Consider the following 16,830-nt stretch of genomic DNA (forward strand, 5'->3'; position numbering starts at 1 on the left):
GATGACCGCGCAGACGATCGACGACCTCGCGACCGGGACGGGCCCGGCCGTCAAGCCGGTCCTCGACATCCAGAACGTGAGGAAGATCTACGGGCAGGGCGAGACCGAGGTGCACGCCCTGCGGGGCGTGACGGTCACCGTCGAACGCGGCGACTACGTCGCGATCATGGGCTCGTCGGGCTCGGGCAAGTCGACGCTCATGAACATCCTGGGCTGTCTCGACATTCCGACGTACGGGCAGTACCTGCTCGACGGCGTCGACGTGAGCCGGCTCAACGACCGCCAGCTCGCGCTGGTGCGCAACCGCCGGATCGGCTTCGTGTTCCAGTCGTTCAACCTCATCGCCCGGACCACCGCGCTGGCCAACGTCGAGCTGCCGCTCGCGTACGCCGGGGTCAAGTCGGCCGAGCGCCGCCGCCGGGCCCGCGCCGCGCTGGCCATGGTCGGCCTGGCCGACCGCGAGGGCCACGAGCCCAACCAGCTCTCCGGTGGCCAGCAGCAGCGCGTCGCGGTCGCCCGGGCCCTGGTCACCGCGCCGGCCCTGGTGCTGGCCGACGAGCCCACCGGCAACCTCGACACCCAGTCCACCAACGACGTGCTCGCCGTGTTCGACCGGCTCAGCCGGTCGGGCCGCACCATCGTGCTGATCACTCACGAGCCGGACGTCGCCGCGCACGCGAAGCGGCTGATCCGGCTGGTCGACGGACGCATCGTCCAGGATGAGCGGCTGAAGTGAACATCTTCGAGACCATCCGCTTCGCGCTGCGCGCGATCACCGCGAACAAGCTGCGCTCCGGCCTGACGGTGCTGGGCATCCTGATCGGCGTCGCGGCGGTCATCCTGCTCGTGGCGGTCGGCAACGGCTCGGCCCAGGCGGTGCAGAAACAGATCGAGGCGCTGGGCACCAACACGCTCACCGTGACGGCCGGGGCCGGCGGCGGGGCGCGCGGGGCGGCCTCGACCCAGAACACCGCGCTGAACATGGATCTCGTGCCGGCGCTGGAGAACAAGGACGACGCCCCGCACGTCAAGAGCGTCTCGCCGGTGGTGACCGGCTCGCAGGCGGCGACCTACGAGGGCACGGACCACACCATCCCGCAGTTCGTCGGTACCTATCCGGGCTACGTCGGGGCGTCGAACTTCAAGATTGCCAAGGGCGCGCTCTTCACCGACGACGACGTCAAGGACTCGCGCAAGGTCGTGGTGCTCGGCTCGACCGTCGCCGAGGAGCTCTTCGGCAACGTCGACCCGCTGTCGAAGCAGATCACCGTCTCCGGCAAGCTCTTCACGGTCGTCGGGGTGCTCGCGGCGAAGGGCGGCAGCGGCTTCAACGACCCCAACGACGTGGCCATGGCGCCGGTGAGCGCGGTGCAGGAGTCGCTTACCGGGTACGGCTCGCTCAGCCAGCTCCTCGTGCAGGCCACCTCGCCGGACGAGGTCAGCGCGGCGCAGTCGGAGATCACCGCGATCCTCAACGCGAAGCTCAACATCAGCGGGTCGTCGACGACATCGGCGTACCGCATCCTCAACCAGTCCCAGCTGCTGGAGACCCGGGCCAACACCGCCGAGACGTTCACGCTGCTGCTGGGCGCCGTCGCCGGCATCAGCCTCCTGGTCGGCGGGATCGGCATCACCAACATCATGATGGTGACCGTCACCGAGCGGACCCGCGAGATCGGCATCCGCAAGGCGCTCGGCGCCCCGAAGCGCACCATCCTCACCCAGTTCCTGGTCGAGGCGACGGTGCTGTCGCTCATCGGCGGCCTGCTCGGGGTGGCCGCGGCCATCATCGGCAGCCAGTTCACGATCGTGAGCATCAAGCCGGTCATCGTGCCCAGCTCGGTCGCGCTGGCCCTGGGCTTCTCCGTGGCGATCGGTCTCTTCTTCGGCAGCTACCCGGCCTCGCGGGCGGCGGGTCTGCGGCCGATCGAGGCGCTTCGGTACGAATAAATCCGTTCTTTCCGCACTTTCCGCGCGGGAGGGTCCCGGTTGCGGTGCCAAACCCCCCGCGGGCATCGCAACCAGGTCCCACTCGCACGGCTTCGTCTTTGAGGAGTGTTCCGTGAGCCACGCCGCTTCGCCGTTCCGCCGTCCGGATGCGTCGCCGTACGTTCGCCCTTCGTCCGACGACACCGAGGTGCTGCCGGTCGTGACGGACGACCCGGGCGATTCTGATGTTTCCGATATTTCCGATTTCTCGGTACTGCCGGCAGCGGCCTCCGTCGACGACGAGCCGGATCTGCTCGCCGAGCCGCCGCTGGACGACGACCTCAACGAGCGCATCGCCAAGGCCGCGCCCCGCCGCCTGGCCAACCGCGCCACCTTCGTCCTGGCCGGCCTGGCCCTGCTGGTCGCCGGCTTCGTGGGCGGCGCCCAGGTCCAGAAGAGCTACGGCACCGCACCCGCCGCGTCGGGCGCCGGCGGCGCGAACCCGGCCGCCCTGGCGAGCGCCTTCGCCCGCAACGGCGGCCAGTTCCCGGGCGGCGGCGCCCAGGGCAACGGCGGCGGTGGCGGCACCGGCGCCCGCGGCGGCGTGACAGGCACGGTCAAGCTGGTGGACGGCACGACGGTGTACGTGCAGACCGCCGACGGCCAGACCGTGATCGTGAAGACGAGCGACAAGACCACGGTCTCGACGCCGGGCGCCTTGAAGGACCTGACCGCCGGCTCGACGGTGACGATCCAGGGCCAGCAGGCTGACGGTTCCGTGACAGCAACGTCGATCACCAAGACCAAGTAGCTCTACCTTGGCGGCGTGCGCCGCGACGACTACTCCGAGACCGTGCGCCGCCTCATGTTCCACGAGTTCCCGTGGGACGTGCGGATGGCGGGCCGCCTCATGATCTGGCACCTGTACGCGTGGCCCCCGACCGCGGAGGTGGTGGGCGCGACGGACGCCCCCTTCACCCGCGCCGAGATAACGTCCCTGACCTTCGGCGACCTGGTCGAGCACGGCCTGGACTCCCCGCGCGGCCGGGAGATCCTGCGCTTCGTGAACCGCAGCCATCGCGGCACTCCGGTGACGGCCGCGCACAACCGCTTCGCCTTGGCGGCCCTGGCGGTGACGCTGGTCCGCTGGCTGGACGCCTACGGCTGGCGGCCCCTCGCGCCGGGCGAGCGCGCCGCCCTGATCGACTTCTACGCCGCGCTGGGCCGGCGCATGGGCCTGAGCGACTTCCCGGCGGACCCGTTCGCGTACCTGGCCTCGTGCGAGGCCTCCTTCGCGTTCACGGACGCGGGCCGGGTGTGCAGCGAGCGCACCTTGGCCATGGCTCGCGCGCGCGTGCGGCCGTGGTTGCGCGCGCTGGTGCGGCCGGTGGTCGCGAGCCTGCTGCTGCCGGAGGTACGCGCCGCCGTCGGCCTGCCGGACCCGCCGCGCCTGGTCGGCACGTCGGTTCGTGCGGTGCTGCAGATCCGCCGCCGCGTGTTGCGCTTCCCACCACCGCGCCGCGTGCCGACCACTCCCCGCACGCGCCGCATGAAGGTCGCTGAGCGCCGAGCTCGGCGTGGTGCGTCAGACGCCGGCGTAGGAGTGCAGGCCGTTCGCCACCAGGTTGACGCCGAAGAGGTTTACCAGCATTGTTGCCCAGCCGATCACGGCGATCCACGAAGTCACGCGCCGGCTCACGCTCGGGGTTGAGCGTGCGTGCAAGTAGCAGGCGTACACGACCCACGCGATGAAGGACCAGATCTCCTTCGGGTCCCAGTTCCAGTAGCGGCCCCACGCCGCCTCCGCCCAGATGGCGCCCGAGATCACGCCGAAGGTCCAGATCGGGAAGGCGAAGGCGTGCACCCGGAACGTCACGCGCTCCAGGACCTCGGGCTCCGGCAGGCGCTCGCCCAGGGAGTACGGGAAGCGCGTCTTGCCCGCGTCGTAGCCCATGCGGATCAGGTGCATCGCGGCCGCGACGAAGCCGACCAGGAAGATGCCCGAGGCGGTCGAGGCGGCGCCGACGTGGATGACCAGCCAGTACGAGTGCAGGGCCGGGACCAGGGGGCCGACCGGGACGTAGAGGCTCATGCCCGCGATCGACAGCAGGATCGCGGCCACGAGGGTCACGAAGAGGCCCAGGTGGCGCAGGTTCGGCCGGCGCACGACGGTGAACAGCCACGCCGTCATGCCGACCGCGGTGGCCATCATGACGAACTCGTACATGTTGCCCCAGGGGGCGCGCTCCGCGGCGATTCCGCGCGTGACCAGGGCACCCACGTGGGTGAGGTAGCCCAGGATCATGAGGACGATCGCGGTGATGCCGGCGCGGCGAGCACCCAGGGAGGGGGCCGCGGAGACCGGAATATCGGAAATATCCGAAGAAGACACGGCAGGCCCGCCGCCCACCAGAGCGGGCTCACGCACGGCCACGCGCGCCACCGCGCCGTGGCCGCCGAAGGCGTACTCGATCGCGTAGGCCATCATCGCCAGCACGTAGCTGAAGATCGTGACGACCAACAGTTGGTTGGACAACCCGCCCATCACACAACCTCCTCGACGTTGTCAGTCTGCGCCATCTGCTCGGGCACCGTCGCGGCGGGGGCGGCCGCGCTCACGATGTCGGCGAACTCCTCGGCGAAGCCGGGGTGGTCGCTGCGCGGCAGGCCGCCGGCCGCGATGCCGGTCGGCGTGATCCGGAAGAAGATCCGGCGGCGCTTGCCCCAGAGCGAGCCGAGCAGGCCGACGATCAGCGCGACGGCGCCGCCCAGCATGATCGGCTGGCCCGGGTCGTGCCGGACGGAGATGCTGATCCACTGGCGGGTGCCGACGAACTGGACGGTGGTCCCGTCGGGCAGGGTGGCGCTCTGGCCGGGCTTGAGCATGAGCGGGTCGCCGAACTTGGCCAGCCGGCCGGCCTCGATCTGGCGGGTGTCGAGGGTGTAGACGGACAGGGGCGCGCCCGCGTCGAAGCCCAGCACCCCGCGGTACGGCTGCAACATGAGCCGAGGGTCGTTCTCCGCCGGGAACGCCGAGGAGTTGACCGACGGGTCGGAGGGGACCGTGGGCAGGTAGATGCCCGAGAACCCGATCTGCGCCTTGTCGTCGCGGGTGTTGGTCTGCGGGTTGATGTTCACGTCGGGGAACGTGGCCACGCCCTGGCTGGTGAGCTGACCGTCGGCGGGCAGGAAGGTCGCGACGTTCTCCGAGGTCTTGCCGTACTTGTCGGTGTAGCGCAGGATCGGCGCGTACCCGTGGCCGAGCAGCGACACGTTCGCCCCGTCGAGGCGCAGCGGGTCGTTGACCTGCAGCAGGCGCTGGGAGGACCGGCCGTCCTGGGTCACGTTGACGTCGGCCTTGTACGTCACCGGCTGCCCGTTGTCGAGGTAGGTGGCGGTGAACTTGTCCAGCCGCAGGCAGAACCGGGGCAGGTCGTTCTCGCCGACCTGGGCGCCCAGTGCGTGCTCGTCGTAGTTGAGCAGCGTGTTGCAGAAGGCGAAGTCGTCGCCCTCCACCAGCACGCGGTTGCCGTGCCAGCCGAACCACGAGCCGAACGCGACGCCGAAGATCAGCGACAGCAGGGCGAAGTGGAAGACCAGGTTGCCGGTCTCCTTCAGGTAGCCCTTCTCGGCCGAGATCTCCAGCACGTCGCCGTCCTGGCGCACCGTGGTGCGGAAGCGGCGTTTGCGCAGCACGAGCCGGATGCGTTCGGCATCCTCGGCGGTCCCCGACGGGGCCAGCACGGCGTGCTGCGGCAGCCGTTCGAAACGAGCAGGAGCTTTCGGCGGTACCTTCACCAGCGCCGCGATGTGCCCCCGGAACCGTGGCACCAGGCAGCCGACCAGCGAGACGAACAGCAGCAGATAGATCGCCGAGAACCAGGGCGAGCCGTACACGTCAAAGAACGACAGCCGGTCGAGCGTCGGCCCCCACTGCCGGTGCGTGCCGAGGTAGGTGTCGACCTTCTCCGGCGACACGTTGCGCTGCGGCAGCACCGAGCCCGGGATCGCGGCCACGGCCAGCAGGAACAGCAGCACCAGAGCGGTGCGCATGCTGGTCAGCTGGCGCCAGGCGCGCCGGCTCACGGAGACGGTGGTGTGGTAGAGCCAGCGCATCAGATCGGCACCGTTCCGGCCGGGCCGATGTTCGCCTGCAGGGCGGTCATGAGGTAGCTCCAGACGCCGGTGACCAGGGCGAGCCCGATCAGCACGAGCAGGGCGCCGCCGATGCGGGTGACCCAGCGGCTGTTGCGGCGGATGAACTTCACGACCCCGATGAGCCGCTGGAAGCCCAGCCCCAGGGCGACGAACGGGATGCCGATGCCCAGCGAGTACGCCACCGCGAGCGTGACCGCCCGGGTCTGCGAGCCGCTGGTCGAGCCGAGCGCGATCATCGCGCCGAGGGTCGGGCCGGTGCACGGCGCCCAGGACAGTGCGAAGACCACGCCGAGGACGGGCGCGCCGACCAGGCCCGCGGAGGGCAGGCGCTGGATGCGCCACTGCCGCTCCAGGCCCGGGACCAGGCCGATGAACGCCAGGCCGAGCACGATGACGGCGACGCCGACGACGACCTCGATCAGCCGGCGGTGCACGACAAGCGACATCGCGGCGCGCGTGGCGAGGATGATCAGGCCGATGAACACCGCGCTGAAGCCGGCCACGAACAGGCCCACGCCGGCGAGCACCCGGCCGCGGCGACGCCCCGAGTCGAGGTCGGCGCCGGCGAGGCCGGTGACGTAGGAGAGATAGCCCGGTACCAGCGGCAGGATGCACGGCGACAGGAAGCTGACCAGCCCGGCGAGGGCGGCCACCCCGATGGCCAGCAGGAGCGGGCCGCTGGCGGCCACCGTCCCGGCATCCATCAGGCCTGCTCGGCCAGCAGGTCGCGCACGATCGGTTCGAGCAGGGCCCGATCGACCTCGGAGCGCATGACCGCGGCGATGCGCCCGGCCTTGTCGATCACCAGCGTGGCCGGGATCGAGTTCGGCGGCACGTCGAAGTTCAGGGCGAGCGACGCCGACGGGTCGAAGATGCTGCCGTACGTGGGCTTGATGTCGGCCAGGTACGCCTCCGCCGGCCCGCGCTGGTCCCGCACGTTGACGCCGATGAAGGTCACGCCCTGGGCCTTGGTGGCGGCGAGCACCTTCTCCAGCTCGGGGGCCTCGGAGCGGCAGGGCGGGCAGTACGAGGCCCAGAAGTTCACGACCACGACCTCGCCCCGGTGCTGGGCGAGCTCGAAGCGGCCCCCGCCGTCCATGAGGTCGCCGCCCATCGCGGGCGCCTTGGCCCGCTGGTCCACCGCGATCTTGCGGCTGCCGAGCGCGTTCTGGGGCGTGGCGCTGCCGCAGGCCCCCATGCCCAGGACCGCGGCGAGGGCCACCAGGATCAGAACCCGGCGCATCTCAGGCGCCCTTGGCGTTGCGCGCCGAGGCCGAGAGCGCGATGAGGTGGGCGGCGGGCTCGGAGTACGCGATCCCGACGATCTTGGTGTCCTCGAAGTGGAAGCTGGTGAGACTGGCCAGCGCGCATTCGCGGCGCCGCGGGTCGTGCCACAGCCGCTTCTTCTCGACGTGCCGGCGCAGGGTCCAGATCGGCAGCTGGTGCGAGACGCACACCGCCTCGTGCCCCTCGGCCGCCTCGCGGGCGGCCAGCAGGGCCTGGAACATCCGGGCCGCGATCACGTTGTACGGCTCGCCCCACGACGGGGTCATCGGGTCGCGCAGCACCCACCAGTTGCGCGGGTCCTTGAGCGAGCCGTCGCCCACGCCGACCTGCTTGCCCTCGAAGAAGTTCGCGCTCTCGATCAGCCGCTCGTCGATCGTGACCGGCAGGCCGAGCTGCGCGGCGAACGGCTCGGCGGTCTGCTGCGCGCGCTCCAGCGGGCTCGCGACCAGGTGCGTGATGTCCCGGCCGGCCAGCGACTCGGACGCGGCCTTGGCCATCTGCACGCCGAGCTCGGAGAGGCGGAAGCCGGGCAGGCGCCCGTAGAGGATCTTGTCCGGGTTGTACACCTCGCCGTGGCGCAGCACGTGCACGATCGTCTTCACGCCGCCACCTGAGCCGCGGCCCGGGCGGCGTGCGGCAGGGCCGCCTCCAGCACGCCGAGCGCCTCCTCGTCGATCGCCGTGGAGACGAACCACGACTCGTACGCGCTGGGCGGCAGGTAGACGCCGCGCGCGAGCATCTCGTGGAAGAAGGCCCGGAACGCGGCCACGTCCTGAGTCTGCGCGTCGGCGAACGAGTGCACCGGCCGGTCGGTGAAGAAGATCGAGAACATGCTGCCCGCCGTGGACAGCACGTGGGGTACACCCGCGGCGGACAAGGCACCGGAGGTCAGCTTCGAGACCGTCGCGGCGGTGGCGTCGAGGCGCGCGTAGACGTCCGCGGTCGCCAGTCGCAGGGTCGCCAGGCCCGCCGCGCACGCCAGCGGATTGCCGGAGAGCGTTCCGGCCTGGTACACCGGGCCGGCCGGGGCGAGCCGCGACATGATCTCGGTCCGTCCGCCGAACGCCGCGGCCGGCATGCCGCCGCCCATGACCTTGCCGAACGTGTAGAGGTCGGCGTCGACGGGCTCGAGCCCGGCCCAGCCGCCGCGGCTGACCCGGAACCCGGTCATGACCTCGTCGAGGATCAGCAGGGCGCCGTGGCGGTGCGCGAGCTCGGCGATCCGGGCGTTGAACCCGTCGCGGGGCGCGACCACGCCCATGTTGCCGGCCGCCGCCTCGGTGATCACCGCGGCGATCTGGTCCCCGTGCGCCGCGAAGACGGCGTCGAGCGCGTCGAAGTCGTTGTACGGCAGCACGAGCGTGTCGCCGGCGGCCGCGCCCGTGACGCCGGGCGAGTCGGGCAGGGCCAGCGTGGCCACCCCGGACCCGGCCGCGACGAGCAGCGCGTCGACGTGCCCGTGGTAGCAGCCGGAGAACTTGACCACCTTCGACCGCCCGGTGAAGCCGCGCGCCAGGCGCAGGGCGCTCATCGTCGCCTCGGTGCCGGAGTTGACCAGGCGCACCTGGTCGACCGGGGTCCGGGCGACGATCTCCTCGGCGAGGGCGACCTCGCCGGGCGTCGGCGTGCCAAAGCTGGTGCCGCGCGCGGCGGCCTCGGTGATCGCGGCGATGACCTCCGGGTGGGCGTGGCCGAGGATCAGCGGCCCCCACGAGCAGACAAGGTCCAGGTAGCGCCGGCCGTCGGCGTCGGTGAGCCAGCAGCCGGAGCCGCCGACCATGAAGCGCGGGGTGCCCCCGACCGCCCGGAAGGCCCGGACAGGTGAATTCACCCCACCCGGCACGATGGCCTGGGCACGGTCGAACAGGGCCTGCGAGGCCGGTGCATCGCCCGCGTACGGGCCCAGACCGGCGGCGTCAATATCGGTCACAGCCTGCCCATTCTGACAGTCGCCCCGGCGCCCCGACGCGCGGGCCTCAGCGCCGTGTGCCCGACACCACTGCGGGCGCTGATCCAATATAGGCTGGTGTCGTGGATCGCCCCGATCTCTCCGTGTCCGTGCGCCGAGCGCCCAGCGAGACCGTCGTGGCGTTGACCGGTGAGATCGACATGTCGACCGTGCCGCGCCTGGCCGCCGCCGTCGACGAGGTGCTGAACGAGCCGCCCGCGCGGGTGGTGCTGGACATGGCGGGGGTCACGTTCTGCGACTCCCAGGGGCTCGGGACGCTTGTCGTGCTGAGCCGGAAGGCCACGCTGGCGCAGAGCTACCTGGTGCTCGTCAACGTGGGCGCGTTCCTGATCCGGGTGCTGGACATCACGGGGCTGCGCGACGCGCTGATGATCCAGGAGGCCTAGGCCTAGAGCTTCGCGCGGGCCCTGGCCAGCGCGCTCATCGCCTTCTCGACCTGCTCGCGGCCCAGCTCGCCGTCCGCGGCCAGGGCCCCCTTCAGCAGCGCCGTCGCCTCGTCCACGGCCACGCCCGCCGCGCGCAGCTCGGCGTCGCGCTCCCGCACGAGGTCCGACTGGGCGGCGAGCTGCTGCGTCATCGTCCAGAGCTCGACGAAGACCGACACCTTCGCGCGCAGCACCCACGGGTCGAACGGCTTCGTGATGTAGTCGACCGCGCCCGCCGCGTAGCCGCGCAGCGCCAGGTGGGAGTCCCGGTCCGGCGCGGCCGTGAGGAAGATGATCGGCACGTGGCGGGTCTTCTCCCGGCGCTTGATGTGCCGGGCGGTCTCGAAACCGTCCATCGTGGGCATCTGGGCGTCGAGGAGGATCAGCGCGAAGTCGTCGACGAGGAGCCGCTTGAGGGCGTCCTCGCCGCTGTCCGCGCCGACCGTCTGGACCGCCAGGCCCTGCAGGGTCGCCTCGAGGGCCAGCAGGTTGTCCCGCCGGTCGTCGACGAGCAGCACCTTCGCGGGCCGATCCGGTCCAGTCAAAGGTGGCGCTCCTTCCACGGTTTCCCCAACGCAACCTACACCGCGCGGCCCTCCCCGTTTACCCAGGCGGCCATCACGTCAAGCAGCTCGTCGAGGTCCACCGGCTTGGTGATGTAGTCGCTGGCCCCGGCGGCGAGGGACGACTCGCGGTCGCCGGGCATCGCCTTGGCGGTCAGGAACACCACCGGCAGCTCGGCGAAGCGGCGGTTGCGCCGGATCGCGCGGGTCGTCTCGTTGCCGTCCTGGTCGGGCATCATCGCGTCCATCAGCACGATGTCGACGTCCGGGTGCTCGGAGAGGATCCGGACGCCGTCGGCGCCGTTGTCCGCGTACAGCACCGTCATCCCGTGCAGCTCCAGCGCGCTGGTGAGGGCGAAGACGTTGCGCACGTCGTCGTCCACGATCAGCACGGTGGCGCCGTCGAGCTGGTGGGCCGCCGCCGTCGGGTGACGCTCGGCGGAGGGCAGCGAGCGCAGCATCGGCGGGGCCGCGGCGATCGGGCGGCTCGCCGGCGGCAGCGCGGCCGGCTGGCTCGGCAGCGCCAGGTGCAGCTGCTGGTGCAGGGTCGGCGTCACCTCGGTGGCGATGACGTCGGGGAGGTACAGCGTGAACGTCGCCCCGTGCCCGACCTGCGAGGTCACCCCGATCGCGCCGCCGAGCAGGCGGGCCAGCTCGCGGGAGATCGACAGGCCGAGGCCGGTGCCGCCGTACTTCCGGCTGGTGGTCCCGTCCGCCTGCTGGAACGCCTCGAAGATGAGCGCCACCTTGTCGTCCGAGATGCCGATGCCGGTGTCGGAGACCGCGAACTGGATCACGCGCCGCGCCCCGGCGAGCGTCGGCGACTGGAACTCCAGGTCGGCCGGGGCCACCCCGATGGTCAGCGTCACCCCGCCGTGGTCGGTGAACTTGACCGCGTTGGAGACCAGGTTCCGCAGGATCTGCTGGAGCCGCTGCGGGTCGGTGACGATCGCCGGCGGCAGCGAGAAGTCGGTCACCACGGTGAACTCCAGGCCCTTGTCCTCGGCCTGGGGGGCGAAGGCCTGCTCGACGTACGCCCGGATCTCCTCGAACGAGACCTCGCCCGGCTCGACGTCCATCCGGCCCGCCTCGATCTTGGACAGGTCGAGGATGTCGTCGATGAGCGCGAGCAGGTCGGAGCCGGCGTTGTGGATCGTCGCCGCGAACTCGATCTGCCGCGCGGTCAGGTTCGTGTCCGGGTTGTCGGCCAGCAGGCGGGACAGCAGCAGCATCGAGTTGAGCGGGGTCCGCAGCTCGTGGCTCATGTTGGCCAGGAACTCCGACTTGTACTGCGACGCCTGCGCGAGCTGCAGCGCCTTCTCCTCCAGGCCGAGCCGCGCCATCTCGATCTCGCGGTTCTGCTTCTCGATGTTGCCCTTCTGCTCCGACAGCAGCGTCGCCTTCTCCTCCAGCTCGGCGTTGGTGCGCTGCAGCTCCGCCGACTGGTCCTGCAGCTCCTCGGTGAGCCGCTGCGACTGGGACAGCAGCTCCTCCGTGCGCCGGTTGGCCAGGATCGTCTTGAGCGCCACGCCGATGGTGACGACGAGCCGGTCGAGGAAGGACAGGTGCAGCTCGCTGAACGGGGAGACGCTGCCGAACTCGATCACGCCGAGCGGCTCGCCCTCGAAGAGCACCGGCAGCACGACCAGGTCGACCGGCGGGGTCTCGGTGACCCCGGAGCGCACCTGGAGCCGGGTCTCGGGCGCGGCCTGCACGCGGATCGCCCGGCGAGACAGCGACGCCTGGCCGATCAGGCCCTCGCCGGGCGCGAAGCTGATGTCGACGCCGGGGGCCACGTAGCCGTACGAGGCCTCCAGGCGCAGCCGCAGCCCGATCTCCGGGTCGGCGCCGGAGAGGAAGAACGCGCCGATCTGGGCGTCGACCAGCGGCGTCACCTCGGCCATGATCATGCGGCAGACCTCGCCGAGGTCGCGCTGGCCCTGCAGCAGGCCGCCGACGCGGGCCAGGTTGGAGTCGAGCCAGCCCTGCTCCGCGTTCTTCTTCGTGGTCTCGCGGAGCGTGACGATCATCTGGTTGATGTTGTCCTTGAGCTCGGCCACCTCGCCGAGCGCCTCGACCGCGATCCGCTGGGTCAGGTCGCCGCGGGTCACGGCCGTGGACACCTGCGAGATGGCCCGCAGCTGGGTGGTAAGCGTCGAGGCCAGCTGGTTGACGTTCTCGGTGAGGTCGCGCCAGGTGCCGGAGACGCCCTTCACCTGGGCCTGCCCGCCGAGCTTGCCCTCCGAGCCGACCTCGCGGGCCACTCGGGTGACCTCGTCGGCGAAGGACGAGAGCTGGTCGACCATCGTGTTGACGGTCGACTTCAGCTCCAGGATCTCGCCGTGCGCGTCGACCGTGATCTTCTGCGACAGGTCGCCCTTCGCCACGGCCGTGGTGACCTGGGCGATGTTGCGGACCTGGCTGGTCAGGTTGGACGCCATCGAGTTCACGTTGTCGGTCAGGTCGCGCCAGGTGCCGGAGATGCCCTTCACCTGGGCCTGGCCGCCCAGTTTGCCCTCGGTGCCGACCTCGCGGGCCACGCGGGTGACCTCGTCGGCGAAGGACGAGAGCTGGTCGACCATCGTGTTGACCGTGGACTTCAGGGCCAGGATCTCGCCCTGGGCGTCGACGGTGATCTTCTGCGATAGGTCACCGCGGGCCACCGCCGTCGCGACCTGCGAGATGTTGCGGACCTGGGCCGTGAGGTTCGAGGCCATGAAGTTGACGTTGTCGGTGAGGTCGCGCCACGTGCCGGCGACCCCGCGCACCTGGGCCTGGCCGCCGAGTTTGCCCTCGGTGCCGACTTCGCGGGCCACGCGGGTGACCTCGTCGGCGAAGGACGAGAGCTGGTCGACCATCGTGTTGACGGTCGACTTGAGCTCGAGGATCTCGCCGCGGGCGTCGACGGTGATCTTCTGCGAGAGGTCGCCCCGGGCCACCGCGGTGGCGACCTGGGCGATGTTGCGGACCTGGCTGGTGAGGTTCGAGGCCATGAAGTTGACGTTGTCGGTGAGGTCGCGCCAGGTGCCGGCGACGCCGGTGACCTGGGCCTGGCCGCCGAGCTTGCCTTCGGTGCCGACCTCTCGGGCCACGCGGGTCACCTCGTCGGCGAACGACGAGAGCTGGTCGACCATCGTGTTCACGGTCGACTTCAGTTCGAGGATCTCGCCGCGGGCGTCGACCGTGATCTTCTGCGACAGGTCGCCCTTCGCCACGGCCGTCGACACCTGGGCGATGTTGCGGACCTGGCTGGTGAGGTTCGAGGCCATGAAGTTGACGTTGTCGGTGAGGTCGCGCCAGGTGCCGGCGACGCCGGTGACCTGGGCCTGGCCGCCGAGCTTGCCTTCGGTGCCGACTTCTCGGGCCACGCGGGTCACCTCGTCGGCGAACGACGAGAGCTGGTCGACCATGGTGTTCACGGTGTCCTTGAGCTCCAGGATCTCGCCCTGGGCGGCCACCGTGATCTTCTGCGAGAGGTCGCCCCGGGCCACCGCGGTGGCGACCTGGGCGATGTTGCGGACCTGGCTGGTGAGGTTGGACGCCATCGAGTTGACGTTGTCCGTGAGGTCCTTCCAGGTGCCGGCCACGCCCGGCACGTCGGCCTGGCCGCCCAGCTTGCCCTCGGTGCCGACCTCCCGGGCCACCCGGGTCACCTGCTCGGCGAAGATCCGCAGCGTGTCGACGAGCGAGTTGATCGTCTCGGACAGCTCGGCGATCTCGCCCTTCGCGCTCACCGTGATCTTCTGCGACAGGTCGCCGCGGGCCACCGCCGTCGCCGCCGTGGAGATCGACCGCACCTGCCCCGTCAGGTTGGCGGCCATGGAGTTCACCGAGTCCGTGAGGTCGCGCCAGGTGCCGGCGACGCCGGTGACCTGGGCCTGGCCGCCGAGCTTGCCCTCGGTGCCGACCTCGCGGGCCACGCGCGTGACCTCGTCGGCGAAGGACGAGAGCTGGTCGACCATCGTGTTCACGGTGCGGCCGATGGTGAGGAACTCGCCCCGCAGCGGCCGCCCGTCGATCTCGAGCGCCAGCTGCTGCGAGAGGTCGCCCTCGGCCACCGCCACGATCACTCGGGCGATCTCGGTGGTCGGGCGGCCCAGGTCGTCGATGAGCGAGTTCACCGCGTGGATGCGGTCGAGCCAGGCCCCCTCGAAGCCCTCCTCGTCGAGCCGCTCCGTCATCCGGCCCTCGCGGCCGACGACCCGGCTGATGCGCAGCAGTTCCCGGGTGTGGCGCAGCTTCATCTCGGCGAGCCGGTTGAAGCGTTCGACCACCTCGCCGGGCAGCCCGTCGCGCCGGCTCAACCTGATCTTCAGGTCACCGGAGAGCAATCGGTCCAGCGCCCCGGAGAGCTCCTCGAGGAGGAGGGTTTCCGGACTCTTCTGGGTGACTTCTTCGACTGTGGTCATGACGTCTCCACCGGTCTCGGGGGCAGGCGGTGTCCACCCATCGTCGTCCTTCAGGTTGGATTGTTACCACCGTTCAGTGGAGACTGCGATATGTGACAACCCCGACCGTCCGGCGGATCAGGCTCCCGGCCGACCATAGCTCTCCTGGTCTGGCCCGTGACGCGATCCGGACGATCGCGCACGAACGGGACCTCGTCCCGGTGCTCGACGAGGCCCTCCTGCTCGTCACCGAGCTCACGACCAACAGCGTCGTGCACGCCGGCACCGAGGTCGACCTGGAGATCACCGCCGGTGACGCGTCGCTCACGGTCGCCGTGCTCGACTTCCAGCCCGGCGCCATCGCGCCGAGCTTCCCCGAGACCACCGGCGGCGAGCTGCCCGAGCGCGGGCGCGGGCTGCTGCTGGTCGAGCAGATGGCCACGGCCTGGGGCACCGTGCACTTCAGCGGCGGCAAGGGCGTCTGGTTCCGCCTCGACGTCACCCCCGAGCAGCGGCCCGACGTGCCGGCCTTCGACCTGCCCTCGGCGGTCGATTCGCTGATCTGGTCGGGGCAGGGCGCCGCGCTGGACGAGCTCGCCGAGGAGCTGCTGCAGCGGCTGTGCCGGGCGATCGGGGCCCACGGCGCGGCGCTCACCGTCGACGAGGGCAACGGGCCGCACACCGTGAGTGCGTACGGGCGCCTCGGCGGCACCGTCGGCAGTCAGGCGACACAGGCCACGTCGGTCGAGACCCAGTCGGCCGGCGGCGGCTTTGGCCGCCGGGTGCCGCTGCGCGTGGCCCGCCCGTGGCGCGCCGAGCTGGTCGTGGCCGGGGGCGGGAGCAGCCCCTACGCGCGGCCGCTCACCGCCCTGGCCGCCGACCGGCTCACGCTGCTGGTCGAGAACCACCGGCTGCGCCGCGCCGACGCCGAGCGGCGGACCTGGCTGACGTTCCTCGCCGACGCGAGCGAGCTGCTGGCCCAGTCCCTCGACGTCGAGCTCACGCTGGCGCTGATCCCGCGGCTGGTCGTACCGCGGCTCGGGCAGTGGTGCGCCATCCACGCCGCCGACGCCGGGGGCGAGCTGCGCCTGGCCGCGGCCACGCACGCCGACGAGTCGCAGGTCGCCGACCTCCTCGACGCCCTCGCGCAGGCCACGCCGCAGCTGAAGGAGGCGATGGGCACCGACGCGGTGGTACCCCTGGGGGCCCCGCTGGAGGGCTACATCGTCGCGCTCATCGCCCGCAACCAGCACCTGGGCACGTTGGCGGTCGGCGGGAACCGCGACACGTGGCAGCGCGCCGAGGAGGTGGCAGTCGTCGAGGACGTGGCCCGCCGCGCCGCGCTCGCCATCGACAACGCCAACATCCACGCCGAGCGCCGCCGCGTCGCCCAGACCCTGCAGCGCTCGCTGCTCCCGCCCCAGCTGCCCCGGGCCGAGGGGGTCGAGTTCGGCGCCGAGTACGTGCCCACGGGCGAGGGCGTGGAGGTCGGCGGCGACTTCTACGACGTCGTGCCGCTGTCCGGGCGCCGCTGGCTCGTCGTGGTCGGCGACGTCTCCGGCAAGGGCGTGCAGGCCGCGACCGTGACCGGGCTGGTCCGCGACGTGACCCGGGTGCTCGTCCGCGACGGGCGGCCGCTGCCCGAGGTACTGCTGCGGCTCAACGAGACCCTGCTGGAGCGCGGCGGCGGCCGCTTCTGCACGCTCTGCCTGGCCCAGATCCTGCGCCGCCAGGACAACCGGCTCGACGTGACGCTCCACCTCGCCGGGCACGACCAGCCGGTGCTGCTGCGCGCGGACGGGCGCACGGAGCTCGTCGGCACCTGCGGCACCGCCCTGGGCCTGCTCGACAACATCAACACCCCGCGCACCCAGGTGCTGCTCGACCCCGGCGACACGCTGATCTTCTTCACCGACGGGGTCACCGAGCGGCGCCGCGGCATCGACCTGTACGGCGTCGACCGGCTCCGCGACGAGGCCGCGAAGCTCGCCGGCTTCCCCGCCGACGTCGTCGTGGCCCGGCTGCGGGCGCGCACGCTCGCCTACTCGCCGGAGGCGCCGCGGGACGACATCGCGATCTTCGCGGTGCGCAACGACGCCTGAGCTTCACGC

At 71.3% G+C, this 16,830-nt stretch carries 13 protein-coding genes; 5 read left to right on the forward strand and 8 right to left on the reverse strand.

What is annotated here, in order from left to right; all coding sequences use genetic code 11:
• Position 1: 1 nt before the first annotated feature.
• From ACPPVO_RS00680 to ACPPVO_RS00690, 3 genes are all read left to right on the forward strand, one after another.
• Complete coding sequence (locus tag ACPPVO_RS00680; protein ID WP_426514483.1) at positions 2 to 736, forward strand: ABC transporter ATP-binding protein; 735 nt, start codon at positions 2 to 4, stop codon at positions 734 to 736.
• A complete protein-coding gene (locus ACPPVO_RS00685; RefSeq protein WP_426509182.1) occupies positions 733 to 1,950 on the forward strand; it encodes an ABC transporter permease in 1,218 nt (405 codons plus the stop codon). Before ACPPVO_RS00680 ends, ACPPVO_RS00685 begins: the two co-directional genes overlap by 4 nt.
• A 112-nt stretch (positions 1,951 to 2,062) precedes the next feature.
• Entirely contained in the window at positions 2,063 to 2,740 is a 678-nt protein-coding gene (locus ACPPVO_RS00690; RefSeq protein ID WP_426509183.1) for a hypothetical protein, read from the forward strand.
• A gap of 774 nt (positions 2,741 to 3,514) precedes the next feature.
• On the opposite strand, the gene ccsB is transcribed toward ACPPVO_RS00690, so the two are convergent.
• The 6 genes from ccsB to hemL are packed head-to-tail and all read right to left on the reverse strand — an operon-like array spanning position 3,515 to position 9,304.
• Positions 3,515 to 4,474, reverse strand: coding sequence for a c-type cytochrome biogenesis protein CcsB (gene ccsB, locus ACPPVO_RS00695; protein ID WP_426509185.1), 960 nt, complete (start codon positions 4,472 to 4,474; stop codon positions 3,515 to 3,517).
• Positions 4,474 to 6,108: a cytochrome c biogenesis protein ResB gene (gene resB, locus ACPPVO_RS00700; protein WP_426514484.1), complete on the reverse strand. Its 1,635-nt coding sequence runs from the start codon at positions 6,106 to 6,108 to the stop codon at positions 4,474 to 4,476. Before resB ends, ccsB begins: the two co-directional genes overlap by 1 nt.
• Entirely contained in the window at positions 6,045 to 6,791 is a 747-nt protein-coding gene (locus ACPPVO_RS00705; RefSeq protein ID WP_426509186.1) for a cytochrome c biogenesis CcdA family protein, read from the reverse strand. Before ACPPVO_RS00705 ends, resB begins: the two co-directional genes overlap by 64 nt.
• On the reverse strand, positions 6,791 to 7,330 hold the full coding sequence (locus tag ACPPVO_RS00710) for a redoxin domain-containing protein (RefSeq protein ID WP_426509188.1): 540 nt from the start codon (positions 7,328 to 7,330) through the stop codon (positions 6,791 to 6,793). Before ACPPVO_RS00710 ends, ACPPVO_RS00705 begins: the two co-directional genes overlap by 1 nt.
• A gap of 1 nt (position 7,331) precedes the next feature.
• The gene (locus tag ACPPVO_RS00715; protein WP_426514485.1) at positions 7,332 to 7,967 is read right to left on the reverse strand and encodes a histidine phosphatase family protein; all 636 of its coding nucleotides are present in this window, start codon (positions 7,965 to 7,967) and stop codon (positions 7,332 to 7,334) included.
• Between the two features lie 5 nt (positions 7,968 to 7,972).
• Positions 7,973 to 9,304 (reverse strand): glutamate-1-semialdehyde 2,1-aminomutase, encoded by a 1,332-nt coding sequence (hemL, locus tag ACPPVO_RS00720; RefSeq protein ID WP_426509190.1) that lies wholly within the window; start codon positions 9,302 to 9,304, stop codon positions 7,973 to 7,975.
• A 101-nt stretch (positions 9,305 to 9,405) separates the two neighbouring features.
• Here hemL and ACPPVO_RS00725 point away from each other — a divergent pair, with 101 nt between their 5' ends.
• The gene (locus tag ACPPVO_RS00725; protein WP_360367661.1) at positions 9,406 to 9,729 is read left to right on the forward strand and encodes an STAS domain-containing protein; all 324 of its coding nucleotides are present in this window, start codon (positions 9,406 to 9,408) and stop codon (positions 9,727 to 9,729) included.
• Positions 9,730 to 9,731: 2 nt separating this feature from the next.
• Here the strand turns inward: ACPPVO_RS00725 and ACPPVO_RS00730 are convergent, their stop codons facing one another.
• A complete protein-coding gene (locus ACPPVO_RS00730; protein WP_426509192.1) occupies positions 9,732 to 10,313 on the reverse strand; it encodes a response regulator in 582 nt (193 codons plus the stop codon).
• Positions 10,314 to 10,348: 35 nt separating this feature from the next.
• Positions 10,349 to 14,740: a HAMP domain-containing protein gene (locus tag ACPPVO_RS00735; protein WP_426509194.1), complete on the reverse strand. Its 4,392-nt coding sequence runs from the start codon at positions 14,738 to 14,740 to the stop codon at positions 10,349 to 10,351.
• Positions 14,741 to 14,832: 92 nt separating this feature from the next.
• On the opposite strand from ACPPVO_RS00735, the gene ACPPVO_RS00740 reads away from it, so the two are divergent.
• Entirely contained in the window at positions 14,833 to 16,821 is a 1,989-nt protein-coding gene (locus ACPPVO_RS00740; protein WP_426509195.1) for a SpoIIE family protein phosphatase, read from the forward strand.
• The last annotated feature ends 9 nt before the right edge of the window (positions 16,822 to 16,830 follow it).

Origin of the sequence: Dactylosporangium sp. McL0621, from assembly GCF_049995355.1 — a bacterium.
Taxonomy (GTDB): Bacteria; Actinomycetota; Actinomycetes; order Mycobacteriales; family Micromonosporaceae; genus Dactylosporangium.

Excerpts from the sequence above, each read along its gene's own strand:
- ACPPVO_RS00680 (WP_426514483.1), top strand. The coding sequence starts at position 2 with ATGACCGCGCAGACGATCGACGACCTCGCGACCGGGACGGGCCCGGCC.
- ACPPVO_RS00710 (WP_426509188.1), bottom strand. The coding sequence starts at position 7,330 with ATGCGCCGGGTTCTGATCCTGGTGGCCCTCGCCGCGGTCCTGGGCATG.
- ACPPVO_RS00735 (WP_426509194.1), bottom strand. The coding sequence starts at position 14,740 with ATGACCACAGTCGAAGAAGTCACCCAGAAGAGTCCGGAAACCCTCCTC.
- ACPPVO_RS00705 (WP_426509186.1), bottom strand. The coding sequence starts at position 6,791 with ATGGATGCCGGGACGGTGGCCGCCAGCGGCCCGCTCCTGCTGGCCATC.
- ccsB (WP_426509185.1), bottom strand. The coding sequence starts at position 4,474 with ATGGGCGGGTTGTCCAACCAACTGTTGGTCGTCACGATCTTCAGCTAC.